The sequence below is a fragment of the Variovorax sp. P1_H2 genome, assembly GCF_056405295.1.
In genome coordinates this window covers 1-16802 of the sequence record NZ_JBFUCJ010000066.1, presented here as the reverse complement: position 1 = coordinate 16802, position 16802 = coordinate 1, and the positions used below count along the sequence as shown (strand labels likewise).

15 protein-coding genes and 1 pseudogene are annotated in these 16802 nt (G+C 68.9%); 7 read left to right on the top strand and 9 right to left on the bottom strand.

From position 1 onward, the window contains the following. Positions 1–24: 24 nt before the first annotated feature. From AC1D2E_RS21190 to pbpC, 4 genes are all read left to right on the top strand, one after another. A complete protein-coding gene (locus AC1D2E_RS21190; protein ID WP_478199220.1) occupies positions 25–618 on the top strand; it encodes a class I SAM-dependent methyltransferase in 594 nt (197 codons plus the stop codon). 108 nt (positions 619–726) lie between these two features. Then, the gene (locus AC1D2E_RS21185; RefSeq protein WP_478199219.1) at positions 727–1359 is read left to right on the top strand and encodes a LysE family translocator; all 633 of its coding nucleotides are present in this window, start codon (positions 727–729) and stop codon (positions 1357–1359) included. 4 nt (positions 1360–1363) lie between these two features. After that, a complete protein-coding gene (locus tag AC1D2E_RS21180; protein WP_478199218.1) occupies positions 1364–2269 on the top strand; it encodes a polysaccharide deacetylase family protein in 906 nt (301 codons plus the stop codon). Between the two features lie 35 nt (positions 2270–2304). Next, a complete protein-coding gene (gene pbpC / locus AC1D2E_RS21175) occupies positions 2305–4425 on the top strand; it encodes a penicillin-binding protein 1C (RefSeq protein WP_478199230.1) in 2121 nt (706 codons plus the stop codon). Positions 4426–4450: 25 nt separating this feature from the next. On the opposite strand, the gene panE is transcribed toward pbpC, so the two are convergent. The 7 genes from panE to AC1D2E_RS21140 form a co-directional block, all read right to left on the bottom strand. Next, positions 4451–5386 (bottom strand): 2-dehydropantoate 2-reductase, encoded by a 936-nt coding sequence (panE, locus tag AC1D2E_RS21170; RefSeq protein WP_478199217.1) that lies wholly within the window; start codon positions 5384–5386, stop codon positions 4451–4453. Positions 5387–5684: 298 nt separating this feature from the next. After that, positions 5685–6128, bottom strand: a complete 444-nt coding sequence (gene cynS, locus AC1D2E_RS21165; protein WP_478176900.1) for a cyanase — start codon at positions 6126–6128, stop codon at positions 5685–5687. Positions 6129–6166: 38 nt separating this feature from the next. After that, on the bottom strand, positions 6167–6994 hold the full coding sequence (locus tag AC1D2E_RS21160) for an ABC transporter ATP-binding protein (RefSeq protein ID WP_478199216.1): 828 nt from the start codon (positions 6992–6994) through the stop codon (positions 6167–6169). A gap of 13 nt (positions 6995–7007) precedes the next feature. Then, positions 7008–7868, bottom strand: coding sequence for a nitrate ABC transporter permease (gene ntrB, locus AC1D2E_RS21155; protein ID WP_478199215.1), 861 nt, complete (start codon positions 7866–7868; stop codon positions 7008–7010). A gap of 5 nt (positions 7869–7873) precedes the next feature. Continuing rightward, positions 7874–9238 carry a CmpA/NrtA family ABC transporter substrate-binding protein gene (locus AC1D2E_RS21150; RefSeq protein ID WP_478176903.1) on the bottom strand — a complete coding sequence of 455 codons (1365 nt, stop codon included), beginning with the start codon at positions 9236–9238 and terminating at the stop codon, positions 7874–7876. 143 nt (positions 9239–9381) lie between these two features. Beyond that, entirely contained in the window at positions 9382–10059 is a 678-nt protein-coding gene (locus tag AC1D2E_RS21145; RefSeq protein ID WP_478199214.1) for a response regulator, read from the bottom strand. Beyond that, positions 10056–11234 carry a sensor histidine kinase gene (locus tag AC1D2E_RS21140; protein ID WP_478199213.1) on the bottom strand — a complete coding sequence of 393 codons (1179 nt, stop codon included), beginning with the start codon at positions 11232–11234 and terminating at the stop codon, positions 10056–10058. The genes AC1D2E_RS21145 and AC1D2E_RS21140 overlap by 4 nt, the downstream gene beginning before the upstream one ends. Before the next feature lie 111 nt (positions 11235–11345). Here AC1D2E_RS21140 and AC1D2E_RS21135 point away from each other — a divergent pair, with 111 nt between their 5' ends. Together AC1D2E_RS21135 and AC1D2E_RS21130 are read left to right on the top strand one after the other, a co-directional pair. Beyond that, positions 11346–12503 carry an alpha-hydroxy acid oxidase gene (locus AC1D2E_RS21135; RefSeq protein WP_478199212.1) on the top strand — a complete coding sequence of 386 codons (1158 nt, stop codon included), beginning with the start codon at positions 11346–11348 and terminating at the stop codon, positions 12501–12503. Between the two features lie 67 nt (positions 12504–12570). Then, a pseudogene (locus AC1D2E_RS21130) lies at positions 12571–13050 on the top strand (MFS transporter); the annotation flags it as partial. A 44-nt stretch (positions 13051–13094) separates the two neighbouring features. Here the strand turns inward: AC1D2E_RS21130 and AC1D2E_RS21125 are convergent. Further along, positions 13095–13655, bottom strand: coding sequence for a putative glycolipid-binding domain-containing protein (locus AC1D2E_RS21125; protein WP_478176907.1), 561 nt, complete (start codon positions 13653–13655; stop codon positions 13095–13097). 189 nt (positions 13656–13844) lie between these two features. Between AC1D2E_RS21125 and AC1D2E_RS21120 the strand changes: the two genes are divergently transcribed. After that, a complete protein-coding gene (locus tag AC1D2E_RS21120; protein WP_478199211.1) occupies positions 13845–15101 on the top strand; it encodes a Y-family DNA polymerase in 1257 nt (418 codons plus the stop codon). A gap of 279 nt (positions 15102–15380) precedes the next feature. On the opposite strand, the gene AC1D2E_RS21115 is transcribed toward AC1D2E_RS21120, so the two are convergent. Beyond that, positions 15381–16418 (bottom strand): purine-nucleoside phosphorylase, encoded by a 1038-nt coding sequence (locus AC1D2E_RS21115; RefSeq protein ID WP_478199210.1) that lies wholly within the window; start codon positions 16416–16418, stop codon positions 15381–15383. Between the last annotated feature and the right edge of the window lie 384 nt (positions 16419–16802).

The following is a 16802-nucleotide window of genomic DNA, read 5'->3' as shown; positions in this document are numbered from 1 at the left end:
CCGCAAGCCCGGGAAACGCAAGGCATGACGCGCCCGCCCAGGCCGACCGACCCCTGGCTCGAACGCTGGCTGCCCCTGCTGGCCGAGCGCGCCGGCAGCGAGCCGATCCTGGAACTCGGCTGCGGCAGCGGCCGCGACACCGAAACACTGGGCGGCGCCGGGCTGCGGGTCGTCGGCATCGAGCTCAATGCCGAGGCCATCGAGGAGGCCCGTGCCCGCGCGCCCTCCGCGCAACTCCATTGCCTGGACATCCGCCRGCCTTTCCCCCTGCCCGCGGGCAGCGCCGGCGTCGTGGTCGCCAGCCTCTGTCTGCACTACTTCGACTGGCCCGAGACCCTGGCGCTCGCCGAGCGCATCCGGCAGCAGTTGCGACCCGGCGGCCTGCTGCTGTGCCGGCTCAATTCGACCCATGACTACCACCACGGCGCCCGGCGCGATCCCGAGCCCGGAGACGACTTCTACAGCGTCGACGGCATCCCCAAGCGCTTCTTCGACCGCGCCGCGGTCGACCGGCTGTTCGCCACGGGTTGGCGCATGCTCAGCGTGGAAGAACAGGTCGTCGAGCGCTATGCGCTGCCCAAGGCACTCTGGGAGGTCGTCCTTGAGCGCCATGACTGACACCGCGATCGATGTCGTCGCCGGAGACCCTCGCCAGGGTTTCGGATCGGCACCGTTTATATTGCACCGCAGGCCGGCATCGCGGCGGCCCGTCACGCAAGGAACCCCATGCCCACGTCCCTCCAGCTCTGGCTCGCCTTCGTCGCCGCATCGGCGGTGCTGCTGATCATTCCCGGACCGACCATCCTGACGGTCATCAGCTATTCCGTGGCGCACGGCAAGCGCGCCAACGTGCCGCTGGTGGCCGCGGTCGCGCTCGGCGATTCGACCGCGCTCGTCGTGTCGCTGCTGGGCCTCGGCGCCCTGCTCGCGACCTCGGCCTTCTGGTTCACCGTCATCAAATGGGTCGGCGGCCTGTACCTGCTCTACCTCGGCATCAAGCTGCTGCGCGCCGGCATTTCACCGGCCGTGCTCGCCGCACCCGCGGCACCCGGCTCGCGCTGGAAGCTGTTCGCCAACACCTACCTCGTGACCGCGCTGAATCCCAAGGGCATCGTCTTCTTCGTCGCCTTCCTGCCGCAGTTCATCGATCCGCGCGCCAGCGTGACGCATCAGCTCTGGGTGCTGGCCCTGACCTTCGTCGCGATGGCCGCGCTCAACGCCACGCTCTATGCGGTGTTCGCCGGATCGGCGCGCCGCTTGCTGGCCTCGCCGAGGGCGCAGCGGCGCTTCAACCTCGCCGGCGGCTCGCTGCTGTCGGCCGCCGGCGTCTGGGCCTTGCTGGCCCGGCGTCCGGTCTGATCGAATGACTGCCCGCTACCTCGGCCCGCTGCCCGCGCACGGACGCTTCGACTACCTGCCGATCACGCGGCGCGCCGACCATGTCTGGCCCAACGGCGCCCGGCTGGCGGTCTACCTGGGCTTCAACCTCGAGCATTTCGCCTTCGGCGAAGGCATGGGCGCATGCATCGGGCCGGCGCATCCGCATCCGGACGTACTGAACTATTCCTGGCGCGAATACGGCAACCGCGTCGGTGCCTGGCGCTGCCTCGCGCTGTTCGACAGCCTGGCGCTGCCTTCGAGCACCCTGCTCAACACCGCGCTCTACGACCACTGCCCCGAGCTGGTCGCCGCCTCGGTGGCGCGCGGCGACGAACTCATCGGCCACGGCCACAGCAACTCCGAACGCCAGGCCGACATGGCCGAAGCCGACGAAGCGGCCCTGCTCGCCGACTGCCGCGAGCGGATGCGCGTCGAAAGCGGCCAGGCCCCGGCCGGGTGGCTCTCGCCCTGGATCTCCGAGAGCCGCCTGACGCCCGACCTGCTGGCCGAGGCCGGGTACCGCTACACCCTCAACTGGTGCCACGACGACCAGCCGACTCGCATGCGCACGCGCAGCGGCCGCACGCTGTGGTCGGTGCCCTATCCACAGGAGCTGAACGACATCCCGATGATCATCGCGCGCCAGATGGACGCCAAGGACTTCGCCGCCATGGTCATCGACAACGCCGACGAGATGCTCGAGCAGTCGCGCCGCCAGCCGCTGGTGATGGGCCTGGCACTGCATCCGTACATCGTCGGCCAGCCCTACCGGCTGCGGCACCTGCGCCGCGCGCTCACCCATCTGGCGCGCCTGCGCGACCAGGGCGATCTGTGGTTCACCACGCCGGGCGAGATCTGCCGGCACATGGAAACGCTGGAAAGCCGGTGATCAAGCCCGCGTCACTCGTGCTGGCGCTCGCCGCGATGCTCGCGGCACCGGCCTGGGCGCTCTCCGGCGCCGCCGGCTTCGACGAGGTCCGGCGCGACTTCCGGCCCTCCGACACCGCGGTGCTGGACCGCGACGGCGTGCTGCTGCAGCGCGTGCGCACCGACGCCAGCGTGCGGCGCGGCGACTGGATCGCGCTCGCCGACATCTCGCCGGCCCTGCGCAGCGCGATGCTGCTGAGCGAGGACAAGCGCTTCTACGCGCACAGCGGCGTCGACTGGCGGGCGGTCTCGGCCGCGGCCTGGGGCAATCTCTGGAACACCCGAACCCGCGGCGCATCGACGATCACGATGCAGCTGGCCGGCCTGCTCGACGACGAGCTGCGGCGCGCCGGCGGCGGCCGCAGCCTGGCGCAGAAGCTCGGCCAGACCGTCGCGGCCCAGCAGCTGGAACGCCATTGGCGCAAGGACCAGATCCTCGAGGCCTACCTCAACCTGGTGCCCTTCCGCGGCGAGATCGTCGGCATCGACGCGCTGTCGCGCACGCTGTTCGGCAAGGCGTCGCACGGGCTCGATGCGCGCGAGGCGGCGGTCGCCGCGGCGCTGGTGCGGGCCCCCAATGCCAAGGCTGCGCAGGTGGCGCAGCGGGCCTGCGAGCTGCTGCGGGCGATGGAAGCCGGCAGCGAGCCGGACTGCGCGGCACTCGACATGTTCGCGAGCGCGGCGCTGCAGCGGCGCGCCTTCGATCCGAGCGAAGGGATCGCTCCGCACCTGGCACGGCGCGCCTTGAAGGAGGCCGGCACCGCGCACGAGCCGATCCGAACCACGCTGAGTGCACCGCTGCAGCGCTTCGCGCTCGATGCGCTGCAGCGCCAGCTGCGCGAACTGCGCGGGCGCAACGTCGAGGACGGCGCGCTGGTGGTGCTCGACAACGCCAGCGGCGGGGTCCTCGCCTGGGTCGGCTCCTCGGGCGCGCTGAGCCGCGCGGCCGAGGTCGACGGCGTGCTCGCGCAGCGACAGCCGGGCTCGACCCTCAAGCCCTTCCTGTATGCGCAGGCGATTGCCGAGCGCAGGCTCACGGCGGCCTCGCTGCTGGACGACTCGTCGGCGCAGATCAGCACCGCCGGCGGGCTCTACATCCCGCAGAACTACGACCGGCAATTCAAGGGCCAGGTGTCGGTGCGCACCGCGCTCGCGGCCTCGCTCAACGTGCCGGCGGTGCGCACGCTGGTGATGGTCTCGCCCGAGGCCTTCGCGCGCCAGCTGCGCGCGGCCGGACTGCCGCTGGCGCAGAACGGCGACTACTACGGCTACAGCCTGGCGCTCGGCAGCGCCGAGGTGTCGCTGCTGGCGTTGACCAATGCCTACCGGACGCTGGCCAATGGCGGACGCTTCGGCGACATCCGCTCTCTGTACGAACCCGCCCCCGCATCGACAAAAGACAGGGACCGCGCCATCGACCCACGCGCCGCCTTCATCGTCGGCGACATCCTGGCCGACCCGAACGCCCGCGCGCGCACCTTCGGTCTCGACAGCGTGCTCGGCACCCGCTTCTGGACCGCCGTGAAGACCGGCACCAGCAAGGACATGCGCGACAACTGGGCCGTCGGCTGGTCACAGCGCTACACGGTCGGTGTCTGGGTCGGCAACGCCAGCGGCGCACCGATGTGGGAGGTCAGCGGCACCAGCGGCGCAGCGCCGGTCTGGGCCCAGCTGATGGGTTTCCTGCATCGCGCCGAGCCGAGCCGGGCACCGGCCCCGCCGGCCGGCGTGGTGCAGGCGCGCGTGCGCTTCGGCGACGCGCTGGAGGCGGGACGCAGCGAGTGGTTCATCGCCGGCACCGAGCAGCCCTTGTTCGCGATCGCGCCCGAGGCCCCGGCGGCCGAAGCAGCGCCACGCATCACGGCGCCGGCGGACAGCACGATCATCGCGCTCGACCCCGACATCCCGCCGAACCGCCAGCGGGTGCGCTTCGAGGCCGAGGGCCGCGGCGTGCAATGGCGCATCGACGGCAAGCCCCTGGCGCGCGGCGCCAGCGCGCAATGGCTGCCCTGGCCCGGGCGGCACGTGGTGCAGCTGATCGATGCCCGCGGCCAGGTGGCCGACGAGCTCAGGCTCGAGGTTCGCGGCGCCGGGGTGGTGGCGAGCGCGAAGCGCTGAGGCCGGCGAAGGCGTCCGGCGCCGCTCAGCCGGTGCTCGATTCCCGAGCTCGCCGCGTCTCATAGGCCAGCAGGTGCGCCTGGACGATGCGCAGCGGCGACATCCGCTTGCCGCCATCCGCGCTGCGCCGCAGCAGATCGCCGACGATATGGTCGCCTTCGATGGCCGCGCCGCGTTCGATGTCCTTGAACATCGAGGCCGTCATCGTCGAACCCCTGACCGCCAGCATGGCATGCGCCCGTGCCAGCGATTCGGGACGCACCGCAAAGCCGTTGTGGGCCAGGATGGCGGCGCATTCGTCCACCACCGCATCGGCGACGTCGGTGCCGCCACTCTGCGCGATGTCGCCGACGGTCGCTCGCATCAGGCAGGTCATGCTGGCGGCCGAGGCGATGAACATCCACTTCTCCCACATGTCCTGCAGGATGTCGTCGGAGGCGCGGGCCTCGAAGTTCGCACCGGCAAAGGCCGCCTGCAGCGCCTGCACGCGCGCCGAGCGTGCGCCGCTGAACTCGCCATAGCTCAGGCCGTGCAGGTCGTTGTGGTGCAGCACCCTGCCCTCCTCGTCGAGCGAAGCCGAGATCATGCACAGCCCGCCCAGCACGCGGTCGGCGCCGAAGCGCCGGCCCAGCTCGTCCAGATGGCGCATGCCGTTCAACAGCGGAAGAATGGCCGTCTCGGGCCCGACAGCGGGGGCGAACGACTCCATGGTCTCTGCCAGGTCGTAGGCCTTGCAGCCGACGACAACCACGTCGTACGGCCCACCGATGCTCCGGGCCTGGACCGAGGGCGGCGCCGCCAGCGTCAGGTCGCCCTTCGGACTCCTGATCACCAGGCCGGTCTTCGACAGTTGCGCGGTGCGCCGGGGCCGCAGCAGGAAGGTGACGTCCTGTCCGGCCTCGAGCAGCCGGCCACCGAAATACCCGCCCAGCGCACCCGCGCCCACTACCAGGATCCGCATGAATCTTTCCTCGTCGATGTTGGACGAGGGATTCTGCGCCGATGCCTGCAAAGCTGCCGGCGGCACCGTGAGCTCAGAGGTCCATCACGCGATCACGTGACCCGCGACGCATGAAACCGGCGCAGCCAAATGCCAGGGATACCGCGGAACCGGCTTTGCCGGGCCGCCGGTATCGCCCCCCTTGAGGGGCTGAGGTCCGCGGCTCCAAGCCTGCCTGCGCAGGCTTGGACGGAACCGAAGAGCCGCTGCCTCTGGCAGCGACTCGGGGCGCCGCAGGCGCCTCGGGGGGTGTTTCATTTCAGTAGGTCTTGTACGGCAGGAACTTGCCCGACAGCACCACGTTCACGCGGTCGCCCTTCGGGTCGGCCTGGCGCTGAATGTCCATGCTGAAGTCGATCGCGCTCATGATGCCGTCGCCGAACTCCTCGTGGATCAGTTCCTTGATCGTGCTGCCGTAGACGCTCACCACCTCGTACCAGCGGTAGATCAGCGGGTCGGTGGGCACCGGGGTCGGCAGAGAGCCCTTGTACGGCACCACCTGCAGCCACTTCTGCTCCTCGGCCGTGAGGCCGAAGATCTTGCCGATGGTCTTGGCCTGCGCGGCGTCCAGCGTCATCTGGCCGAGGCAGGCGGCGGTGGTCCACTCCTTCGACAGTCCGACCTTCCTGGCCACGTCGGCCCACTGGATGCCCTTGGCCACCTTCACGGTGATGATCTTCTCGGTAACGTCGTTGCGGTTCATGCGAATGCTCCTGTTGGTTGTGCTGAATGGAAAAGAGATCAAGCGGCCCGGGCGCGCGAGACGAGGAAGTCGACGATATGGTTGCGCAACGCGTAGTAGCCGTCGAGGTGGTGCAACCCCGCACGCGTGCGCGCGCGCGGCAGCGGGTTGACCACGGTCTCGGCGATGTTGCCGGGCCTGTAGCCGGCCCCGGTCTCGCTGCCGTTGCTCATCAGCAGGATGCGGTCGGCCAGCAGGATCGCCTCGTCGACGTCGTGCGTGATCATGAAGACCGTCTGCTGCGTCTGGCGCACGATCGCCATCAGCTCATCCTGGATGGTGCCGCGCGTGAGCGCATCGAGCGCGCCGAAGGGCTCGTCGAGCAGCAGCATCTTGGGCTGGATCGAGAAGGCCCGCGCGATGCCCACGCGCTGCTTCATCCCGCCCGAGAGCTGCGAGGGCTTCTTGTCGATCGCGCCGTCGAGGCCGACCAGCGACACGAACCGGCGCACCTGTTCGTCGACCTTGACGGCCGGCCACTCGGGCCAGCGCGACTGCACCGCGAAGGCGATGTTGCGCCGCACCGTGAGCCAGGGCATCAGTGCGTGGCTCTGGAACACCACGCCGCGTTCGAGGCTGGGTCCCGCGACCTCGCGCCCGTCCATGAACACATGGCCGCCGGTCGCGCTGTCGAGCCCGGCCAGCACGTTGAGGATGGTGGTCTTGCCGCAGCCCGAGTGGCCGATGATGCAGACGAACTCGCCGCGGTCGAGCGTGAAGCCGACCTCGGCGAACACCGGCTTGCCCGGCACGAAGGACTTCGAGAGCCCCTCGATGCGCAGGAAGCCGCTGCCGGCCGATGGCGCGGCGGCGACGGATGAATGCATGAAAGCTCCTTGCTCACTCCACATAGGTCACCTTCTTCTGCAGCCGCGCGAAGGCCATGTCGAGCAGCATGCCGACGACGCCGATCACGAGGATCGCGAAGATCACGTTGGTGAGCGACAGGTTGTTCCATTCGTTCCAGACGAAGTAGCCGATGCCGGTGCCGCCGACCAGCATCTCGGCGGCGACGATCACCAGCCAGGCGATGCCCATGCTGATGCGCATGCCGGTCAGGATGGTCGGCGCCGCCGCCGGCAGGATCACGCGGAAGGCGCGCCGCAGCGGCTTCACCTCGAGCGTGCTCGCGACGTTGAGCCACTCGCGCTTGACCGAGGCGACGCCGAAGGCGGTGTTGAGCAACATGGGCCACACCGAGCAGATGAAGATCACGAAGATGCCGCTGGTCGACGAATCCTTGATCGTGTAGAGCGCCAGCGGCATCCAGGCCAGCGGCGAGATCGGCTTCAGGACCTGGATGAACGGGTCGAAGGCCTTCTGCAACAGCGGCGACATGCCGATCACGAAGCCCAGCGGCACCGCCACCAGGCAGGCCAGCAGGAAGCCGAGCGCCACGCGCCCGAGCGACCAGGCGAGCTGGATCGCGATGCCCTTGTCGTTCGGTCCGTTGTCGTAGAACGGATTGGCCAGGTGCTTCCAGGCCGTGGCGCCCATCTCGGCCGGCGTCGGGAAGCCGGCCGTCTTCACCTGCCCGGGGTCCTTGCCGAGCATCTTCTGGTATTCGATCTGCTCGGCCGTCATGCCGGCCTGCGAAGCGGCAGCGCCCGAGGACATCGTGGCCACCTGCCATAGCGCGAGGAAGGCCAGCAGCAGTACCAGCGACAGCAGCGCGGCCTTGAGGCGCAGCGACTTCTTCATGCCGCTCAGCCAGCCATCTTGCTGATCGCGAAGCTGCGCGCGTACTCGTCCGGCTTCGCCGGATCGAACACCCGGCCCATGATCGTGAACTTCGGAAACGCGCCCTCGGGCGGCGTCTGGCCGAGTTCCTTCATGCGCTTCTTCGCATCGGTGATCAGGAACACCTTCTCGGCCAACTGCTTGTAGTCGACCTCGCCCTTGACGTAGCCCCAGCGCTTCATCTGCGTCAGCATCCAGACCGCCATCGACTGCCACGGGATCGGGTCGAAGTCGATCCGGTCGGGCACCGTGCGGATGTTGCCCAAGCCGTCGGCGAAGCGGCCGGTCAGCACCTGGGTCAGCACGGTCTCGGGCTGGTTCAGGTACTGCGCCGGCGCGATCACCTTGGCGATCAGCTCGCGGTTCTTCGGCTCGCGCGCCATCGCCGAGGCGGTCAGCACGGCCCGCGTGAGCGCCGCGAAGGTGTTCGGGTTCTGCTGGATGAAGGCACTCGACGTACCGAAGGCGCAGCACGGATGGCCGTTCCAGATCTCTTTCGTCAGGATGTGGATGAAGCCGACTTCCTCGAACACCGCGCGCTGGTTGAACGGATCGGGACCGAGGTAGCCGTCGATGTTGCCGGCCCGCAGGTTGGCCACCATTTCGGCCGGCGGCACGACGCGGATCTGGATGTCGGTATCGGGGTTCAGGCCCGCTTCCGCCACGTAGTAGCGCAGCAGGAAGTTGTGCATGCTGTACTCGAAGGGCACCGCGAACTTGAAGCCCTTCCAGAGCTTCGGATCGCGCTTGTCCTTGTGCTTGTTGGCCAGCGTGATGGCCTGGCCATTGGTGTTCTGGATCGCGGCGACGTTCATCGGCGTCGCGTTGGCGCCGGCGCCCATCGAGATCGCCAGCGGCATCGGCGACAGGAAGTGCGTGGCGTCGTACTCCTTGTTGAGCATCTTGTCGCGGATCAACGCCCAGCCCGCGGTCTTCACGACCTCGACATTGAGCCCCTGCTTCTGATAGAAGCCCAGCGGGTGCGCCATGATCAGCGGCGTCGCGCAGGTGATCGGGATGAAGCCGATCTTCAGGTCCTTCTTTTCGAGCGGACCCTTCTCCTGCGCCATCGCCTGCAGCGCGCCCAGCGGCAGCACCGACAGGATCGCGGCGCGCGCCGTGTTGGCGCCCACCGCGCGCAGGAAGCCGCGGCGCACGCTGTCGACCGGGAACAACGCCTTCACCAGGCTGGCCTCGAGCTTGGCGTTCGAATCCTCGATCGCACCGACATGCGCGCCGGGCGCATGGTCGCGGCCGCAGGCACAGCGCATCGCAAGCGGGCGGTCGGCGTCGTAGGGGTCGCCGGCGGGAGCTTCAGGCAGTCGGGACATGGTGCACCTCGTTGAAAAGATGAGGCTCCCGATGCAAGGGCCGGGCCGATTGCCGTCCCTGCAGGCCGCTGCGCGCAAGATCGCGGGAGCCCGGTCGATGCCGTGTAGGGGCAGCCCTACAAGACGGTCGATCCGGGCGACTTTCAGGCCGCGGGAGACGCCTTGGCGTGGCGCTCGGCATACAGCGCCAACTCGACATCGTTCTTGGTTCCCGTCTTCTCGAGGATGCGCGCGCGATAGGTGCTGACCGTGTTGGGCGCCAGGCCGAGCCGTGCACCGATTTCGCTCACGGTCTGCCCGGCCGTGAGCAGCCTGAAGACCTGGTGCTCGCGGTGCGAGAGCGCGTCGGCGCCCTGCCCCGCCGCGCTGCCGACAGCCGCCGCGAGCGCCTCCGCCGTGGCCGGCGACACATACCTGCCGCCAGCCGCCACCTTGCGCACCGCGCCGACCATGTCGTCCGGATCGGCGCTCTTGTGCAGGTAGCCGGCCGCGCCCAGCTTGATGCAGCGCACCGCGTACTGCTTCTCGGGATAGGTGCTGAGCATCAGCACCGGCAGCGCCGGCCACTGCCTGCGCAGGGCCTGCAGCACGTCCAGCCCGTCCCGGCCCGGCAGCGCGATGTCGAGCAGCACCACGTCGAGTCCCACCGGGCCGCCGAGCGCCGCCACGCCGTCGAGCACCTCGGGACCGCTCTGGGCCTCGCCGACCACCACCATCTCGGGCCGGCCGTTCGAGAGATCGCCCAGCACCTGCTTGAGTCCCTCGCGCACGATGCGATGGTCGTCGCCGATCAGCACCCGGATGTCCTTTTCATCGCTCATGGCAAAGGCAACTCCAGGCTGAACGCGCTGCCCACGCCCAGCTCGCTGTGGATCTGGATCTGCCCGCCGAAGTGCAGCGCCCGCTCGCGCATGCCAAGCACGCCGTAGGCGGTCGCGGCCTCGAAGGCGTGGGCCGGTGCGCCGACGCCGTCATCGCGCACGCGGATGCGCAGCCTGCCGGCCACGGCCTCGATCCGGATCTCGAGCCGCGTCGCCCGGGCGTGCCGGCCGACGTTGCTCAGTATCTCCTGGAAGATCCTGAACACCGCGATCGCCGCCGCCTCGGGCAGCTCGATGCCGGGCGCCACCGCCATCTGCCAGTCGAGCGCCAGCTCGGCCGACTGCACGAACTCGTGGGCCTGCCATTCGAGTGCGGCCCACAGCCCCTGGTGGTCGAGGATGCTGGGCCGCAGGTCGGTGATGATGCGCCCGACGTTGTCGACCGCGCGCTCGATCAGCCCGCTCATGTTGCGGCACTTGCTGCGCATCAGCGTGCGCATCTGCTGGGCGTCATCGGGCGCACGCTCCTGCTGCTCGCCGAGGCGCTTGCCGATCCAGTCGACATCCATCTTGAGCGCCACCAGCAGGCTGCCGAGTTCGTCGTGCACCTCGCGCGCGATGCGGGTGCGCTCGTCCTCGCGCACCTTGTCCAGCCAGGCAGAGAGCTCGCGCAGCTGCGCCAGGGCATCGCTGAGCGCGCGCGTGCGTTCCTCCACGCGCAGCCCGAGCTCGTCCTTGGCCTGCTGCAGCGCCAGCGCCGAGCGGCGGCGCTCGGTGATGTCGACGAAGGTGATGACCGCGCCGCGCACCTGCCCGCCGTCCATGATCGGATGGCTGGAGTACTCCACGGCGAAGGCGCTGCCGTCGCGGCGCCAGAACACCTCGGTGTCGATGCGGCAGGCCAGGCCGCGCCGGAAGGCGTTGAAGATCGGGCAATCGGTGTCGGCATAGTGCGAACCGTCCGGATGCGAGTGGTGCGTGAGATCGTGCATGTTGCGCCCCAGCACCGCGGCGCGCTCGTGGCCCAGCATCTGCGCGCCGGCCCGGTTGATGAACATGCAGTGGCCGTCGAGATCGATGCCGAAGATGCCTTCGCCGGTCGATTCGAGCAGCAGGCCGAGCTGGTGCTGCCAAAGGGGATGGCTGGCCGGGACGGGCAGGACGGGCGTTTCCATGCACCAGATGCAAGCAACAGCCGTGCCGCCTTGGTGCGCCGATGACAGGAGCGCGCGCCGTCCCGAAGATAATAGGCATTGCGCAGCCACAGAACCCAGGAGCCCTTTCTCGTGCCAGACCTGTCCAAGATCACGACCATCGAAGACCTGCGAGTCATCGCCAAGAGCCGCGTGCCGCGCATGTTCTACGACTACGCCGACTCCGGCGCCTGGACCGAGAGCACCTACCGCGCCAACGAAAGCGATTTCCAGAAGATCAAGCTGCGCCAGCGCGTGGCGGTCAACATGGAAGGCCGCTCGACCCGCACCACCATGATCGGCCAGGAAGTCGCGATGCCGGTGGCCATCGCCCCGACCGGACTGACCGGCATGCAGCATGCCGACGGCGAGATCCTGGCGGCGCGCGCCGCCAAGGACTTCGGCATCCCTTTCACGCTCTCGACCATGAGCATCTGCTCGCTCGAAGACATCGCCGAGAAGACCGACCGCCATCCGTTCTGGTTCCAGCTCTACGTGATGCGCGACCGCGACTTCATCGAGCGCCTGATCGAGCGCGCCCGCGCCGCCAACGTCAGCGCGCTGCAACTCACGCTCGACCTGCAGATCCTCGGCCAGCGCCACAAGGACATCAAGAACGGCCTCACGGCGCCACCCAAGCCGACGATCAAGAACCTCATCAACCTGGCGACCAAGCCGCGCTGGTGCATGGGCATGCTGGGCACCAAGCGCCGCACCTTCGGCAACATCGCGGGCCATGCCAAGGGCGTCAAGGACCTGTCCTCGCTCTCGTCATGGACCGCCGAGCAGTTCGACCCGACGCTGAGCTGGGCCGATGTCGAGTGGATCAAGAAGCTCTGGGGCGGCAAGCTGATCCTCAAGGGCATCATGGACGTCGAGGATGCGCGCCTGGCGGCGGCCAGCGGCGCCGATGCGCTGATCGTCTCGAACCACGGCGGCCGCCAGCTCGACGGCGCCCCCTCCTCGATCGCGGCACTGCCCGCGATCGCCGAGGCGGTGGGCACCGAGATCGAAGTCTGGATGGACGGCGGCATCCGCAGCGGCCAGGACGTGCTCAAGGCGCGCGCGCTGGGTGCGCACGGCACGCTGATCGGCCGCAGCTTCCTCTACGGCCTGGGTGCCTACGGCCAGGCCGGCGTGACCCGCGCGCTGCAGATCATCCAGCGCGAACTCGACCTCACGATGGCCTTCTGCGGCCGCACGCAGATCGACCAGGTCGACTCCAGCATCCTGCTGCCCGGCACCTTCTGAGCGGATCCCCGGAGGCCTCGCAGGCGACACGCGGCTCCGGCCAACAGCGCCGGCGGCCGCGCCGAGGCTCTACTTCGCGCCCTCGTTCTTCCCCAAGTCCGACCCGACCGCGCAGCTGCTCAACACCGCGGGCGTGTTCGCCGCCGGCTTCCTGATGCGGCCGATCGGCGGCTGGCTGTTCGGCCGCGTGGCCGACCGCTACGGGCGCCGCACCTCGATGCTGATCTCGGTCACGATGATGTACGCCGGCTCGCTGGCCATCGCCTGCCTGCCGACCTGCGCGGCCATCGGTGCCTGGGCGCCCTTCCTGCTGCTGGTCCGCCGGCTGTTCCAGGGCCTTTCGGTGGGCGGCGAATACGGCACCACCGCCACCTGCATGAGCGAAGTCGCGCTGCGCGGCCAGCGCGGCTTCTTCTCATCCTTCCAGTACGTCACGCTGATCGGCGGCCAGTTGCTGGCGGTGCTGGTGATCGTGGTGCTCGAGCAGTTGCTCAGCGAAGCCGAACTCAAGGCCTGGGGCTGGCGCATCCCGTTCGTGATCGGCGCCGCGGCAGGCCAGCTACCTGCACCACGACCGCTGAATTCGCCAAGTCAGTCCTCGGCTTCCCAGAGCGTCGGGTAGCGGCGCACGAAGCCGTCGGGCGTGACTTCCAGCATCGCCTCGTAGTCGAAGCGCGGGGCGGCGTACCAGTAGCCGGCGTCGCTGCGCCTTTCGTAGCGCTGTCGCAGCTCGCTGAGTCCACCGCCGTCCAGGTCGAGCCAGGCAACCGGCGCATCGGCCGCCTCTCCGATGTCCAGGTGCAGCCGCCGGAGCTGCAGCAGGTTGGTCGCCGGCGTGAAGCCCAGGTCGAGGTCGACGCAATGGCCGAGCTCCGGTACCGGCGCGTCGTTGAGTTTCCAGCCGCCATGGACGTCGTGCACGATCGAGACGTCGATGCTCTCGCCGCCGAGCCAGCCGCGCACCGTGCCCCACTGGGTGTGCCAGGCGCGATCGCAGCGCAGGCGATAGTGCAGCTGGGCGACCCTTCCGTCCTCATGGCGAAAGGCCGCGCCGCCGTCGATCTGCCAATTGTCGCCCTGGCGTTCGAGCCGGCAGACATCGTGCCCCGGCTGGTCGAGCCGCCGCCAGAGGATGGTTGCGAGCGTCTGCATGGGCTGGATGATGGCACCGCCATGCCGCGCAGCGCAAGCACCACCGGCGGCGCCTCACGGAGCCACGGCACGCGCCGCATGCCGCATGCCCGGCGAACAGCGGGCGCGGCAGTGCTGCGCCAGGTCCCGCCGCGAGGCGCGCCACGGCATCGAACATGGCGGCCGGTGCAGGGAGCGGCAACGGCGACAATGGCAAGCGTGACGCCCGCACCGATCCGACGCATCGCCCACCTCGACATGGACGCCTTCTACGCCTCTGTCGAACTGCTGCGCTACCCGCAGCTCAAGGGCCTGCCGATGGTGATCGGCGGCGGCCGGCGCAAGGTCGACGAAGCGCTGCGCAACCTTCCCGAAGGCGGCACGCTGGCCGACATTCCGGTGGCGGCCTTTCCGCTACTGAAGGACTACGCCGGCCGCGGAGTGATCACCACCGCCACCTATGCGGCGCGGCAGTTCGGCATCGGCTCCGCGATGGGACTCATGAAGGCCGCCAAGCTGTGTCCGCAGGCGCTGATCCTGCCGGTGGACTTCGACGAGTACCGGAAATATTCGCGCCGCTTCAAGCAGGTCATCACCGAGATCGCGCCGCTGATGGAGGACCGCGGAGTCGACGAGGTCTACATCGATTTCACCGACGTGCCGGGCGGCCAGCGTGAAGGCGGACGCGTGCTGGCGCGGCTGATCCAGAAATCGATCCTCGAGGCCACTGGCCTGACCTGCTCGATCGGCGTCGCGCCCAACAAGCTGCTGGCCAAGATGGCCAGCGAATTCGACAAGCCCAACGGGATCTCGATCGTGTTCGAAAGCGACCTGCAAACCCGCATCTGGCCCCTGCCCTGCCGCAAGGTCAACGGTATCGGGCCCAAGGCCGACGAGAAGCTGCAGGGCCACGGGATCCGCACCGTCGGCGAGCTCGCCGCGAAGGACCGCGACTGGCTGGTCGCCCATTTCGGCAAGTCCAGCGGCGCCTGGATGCACGAGGTCGCCTGGGGCCGCGACGATCGGCCGGTGGTCACCGAGAGCGAACCGGTTTCGATGAGCCGCGAGACCACCTTCGACCGCGACTTGCACGCAGTGCGCGACCGCGCCGAGCTCGGCGCCATCTTCACCCACCTGTGCGAGAAACTGGCCGAGGACCTGCAGCGCAAGGGCTATGTCGGCAAGACCATCGGCATCAAGCTGCGCTACGGAGACTTCAAGATCGCGACCCGCGACCAGACCATCGAAGGCTTCACGGCCGACCCGAAGGCGATCCGGCGGGTTGCGGGCCAATGCCTCAAGCGGGTGCCGCTGGAACGTCCGCTGCGCCTGCTCGGCGTTCGCGTGGGCACCCTGGCGAGGGCCGGGGAAGTCGCGGCCGAGCCGACGGCCCGCCCAGCGGCGTTGGGCCGCCGCGGCGGAGGGCCTGCCGACGAGGCGGCGGGCCGGACCGCCTCGCTGTTCTAGAAGGGCCTGTTCACCCTATTTCCGGGGATCGCGTTGCCGGGCCAAGGGGCTGGATGCAAGGCGCCCGCGCGCAGCAAGGCGTTCGCCTTGCAAGCGGGGGCAACGCCGCAGACGGCCCCTTGGCCCGGCAACCCGCAGGGAAGGCCTGCCAGGACGAGCCACTCGGCGTTGCACGCCTTGCATGTGCCAACGCACATGCCGCGTCGCGCGCCTTGATTGGCCCGTCCTGGCAAGCCTTCGCGACCCCGGAAATAGTGTGAACAGGCCCTTGACCCTCGGTCAACGCGGCGTGAACGCCGGCACGCCGCCCTGCCATTGCGGCCAGTTGACGACGATGTGATCGACCACGCGGCTGCCGACGAGCTCGATGTTCTCGACCGTCTCGGCAAAGCCGCCCGCGGTTTCGCCGGGCGCCGGATCCAGGTGCTGCAGCGTCGTCTCGCGCGGATGGCCCTGGTCGAAATTGACCGCGCCGCGCAGGCTCATCACGCGGTCGGTGCCGTGCTGGCGCTTGATCACCAGCGTGATCGCGGCGGCCTCCATCTCGGTGATCACATAGTCGTCAGCGCCGTACAGCTTCGCGATGTACTGCGCCTGGTTCGACATGCCCGGGCCGTGGAAGAAGGTGTCGCCGGTCATGTGGGTGCCGGTGCCGACGAAGGGCGCACGGCGCGCCGCGGCCTGCGGGTAGCGCAGGCGGTAGGCCTTGGCGGAATCGGAATCCTTGAGCGGCGTGTCGGCCGAGAGCTTCATCGCCCAGGCGACCAGTTCCGGGTTGAGCTTGAAACGGCGGTACTCCTCGTAGCCCTTGCGCGGCATGAAGGTCGGCTCGCCGCCCTTGTTCTCCTCGGGCGCCCAGCGGTGGCCGAGGTCGTAGTCCACCAGCCAGGTGGCCCAATTGACCTCGCCGATGGTGCCGCGTGAGGGCGGCGTCCCGGCGACGCCCGAGATCACGTAGTAGGCCTTCGAGAAGTCGAACTTCGGACTGGTCAGGATCGCCTGCATCGACGACGAAGAGTTGACCTTGCCCATGCCGAGCACCGCGCCACAGACGCCATCCGCGTTGCAGTACACCGGCTGCAGCGCGCCAGGAACCATGAGCGGCGTGGCACCCGTCCAGTAGCGCTCGTACCAATGCTGGAACTCACCGGCCCGGTCGCCGGTGTTCTGGCCAATTTCGAACATGGCGGCGACGAAGACCTTGACCTTGACCGGTTCGGCGACGCGCGCCGGGGGCACCGACGTACACGCCGCCGCAAGGACGAGAACGGCGGGAAGCGCGCTCCAACGGGCGCGGCGGGACCAGACTGACAACATGGAAGATCTCCGGGGAATGGGAAAGGATGAAGGCGGGACGGCGTGACGCATGCGAATCGCACTGGCAACGGTTGCGGCGTCCTGCGGCGTCCTGCGGATCGGACCCTCAGACTGTGAGTCCTGACGACCTGCTCGGTCGGGATTCTCGCAAACACCCCATGCCCGCCGTGAGTCAACGCCCCGTTCCCCCTTGCCAATGGAGGSGTCTGCATCAACCGGACATGCAGGCTGGCGCCGCGAGCTGCGACGGATCGCATATTCGCAATAGCTGAAGGGAGCGGCGCACAAAGCAAAGCGCCCAGCCTTTTGAGGGGCTGGGCGATTTGGGCTGTAAGAGCCTGACGATGACCTACTTTCACACGGGAACCCGCACTATCATCGGCG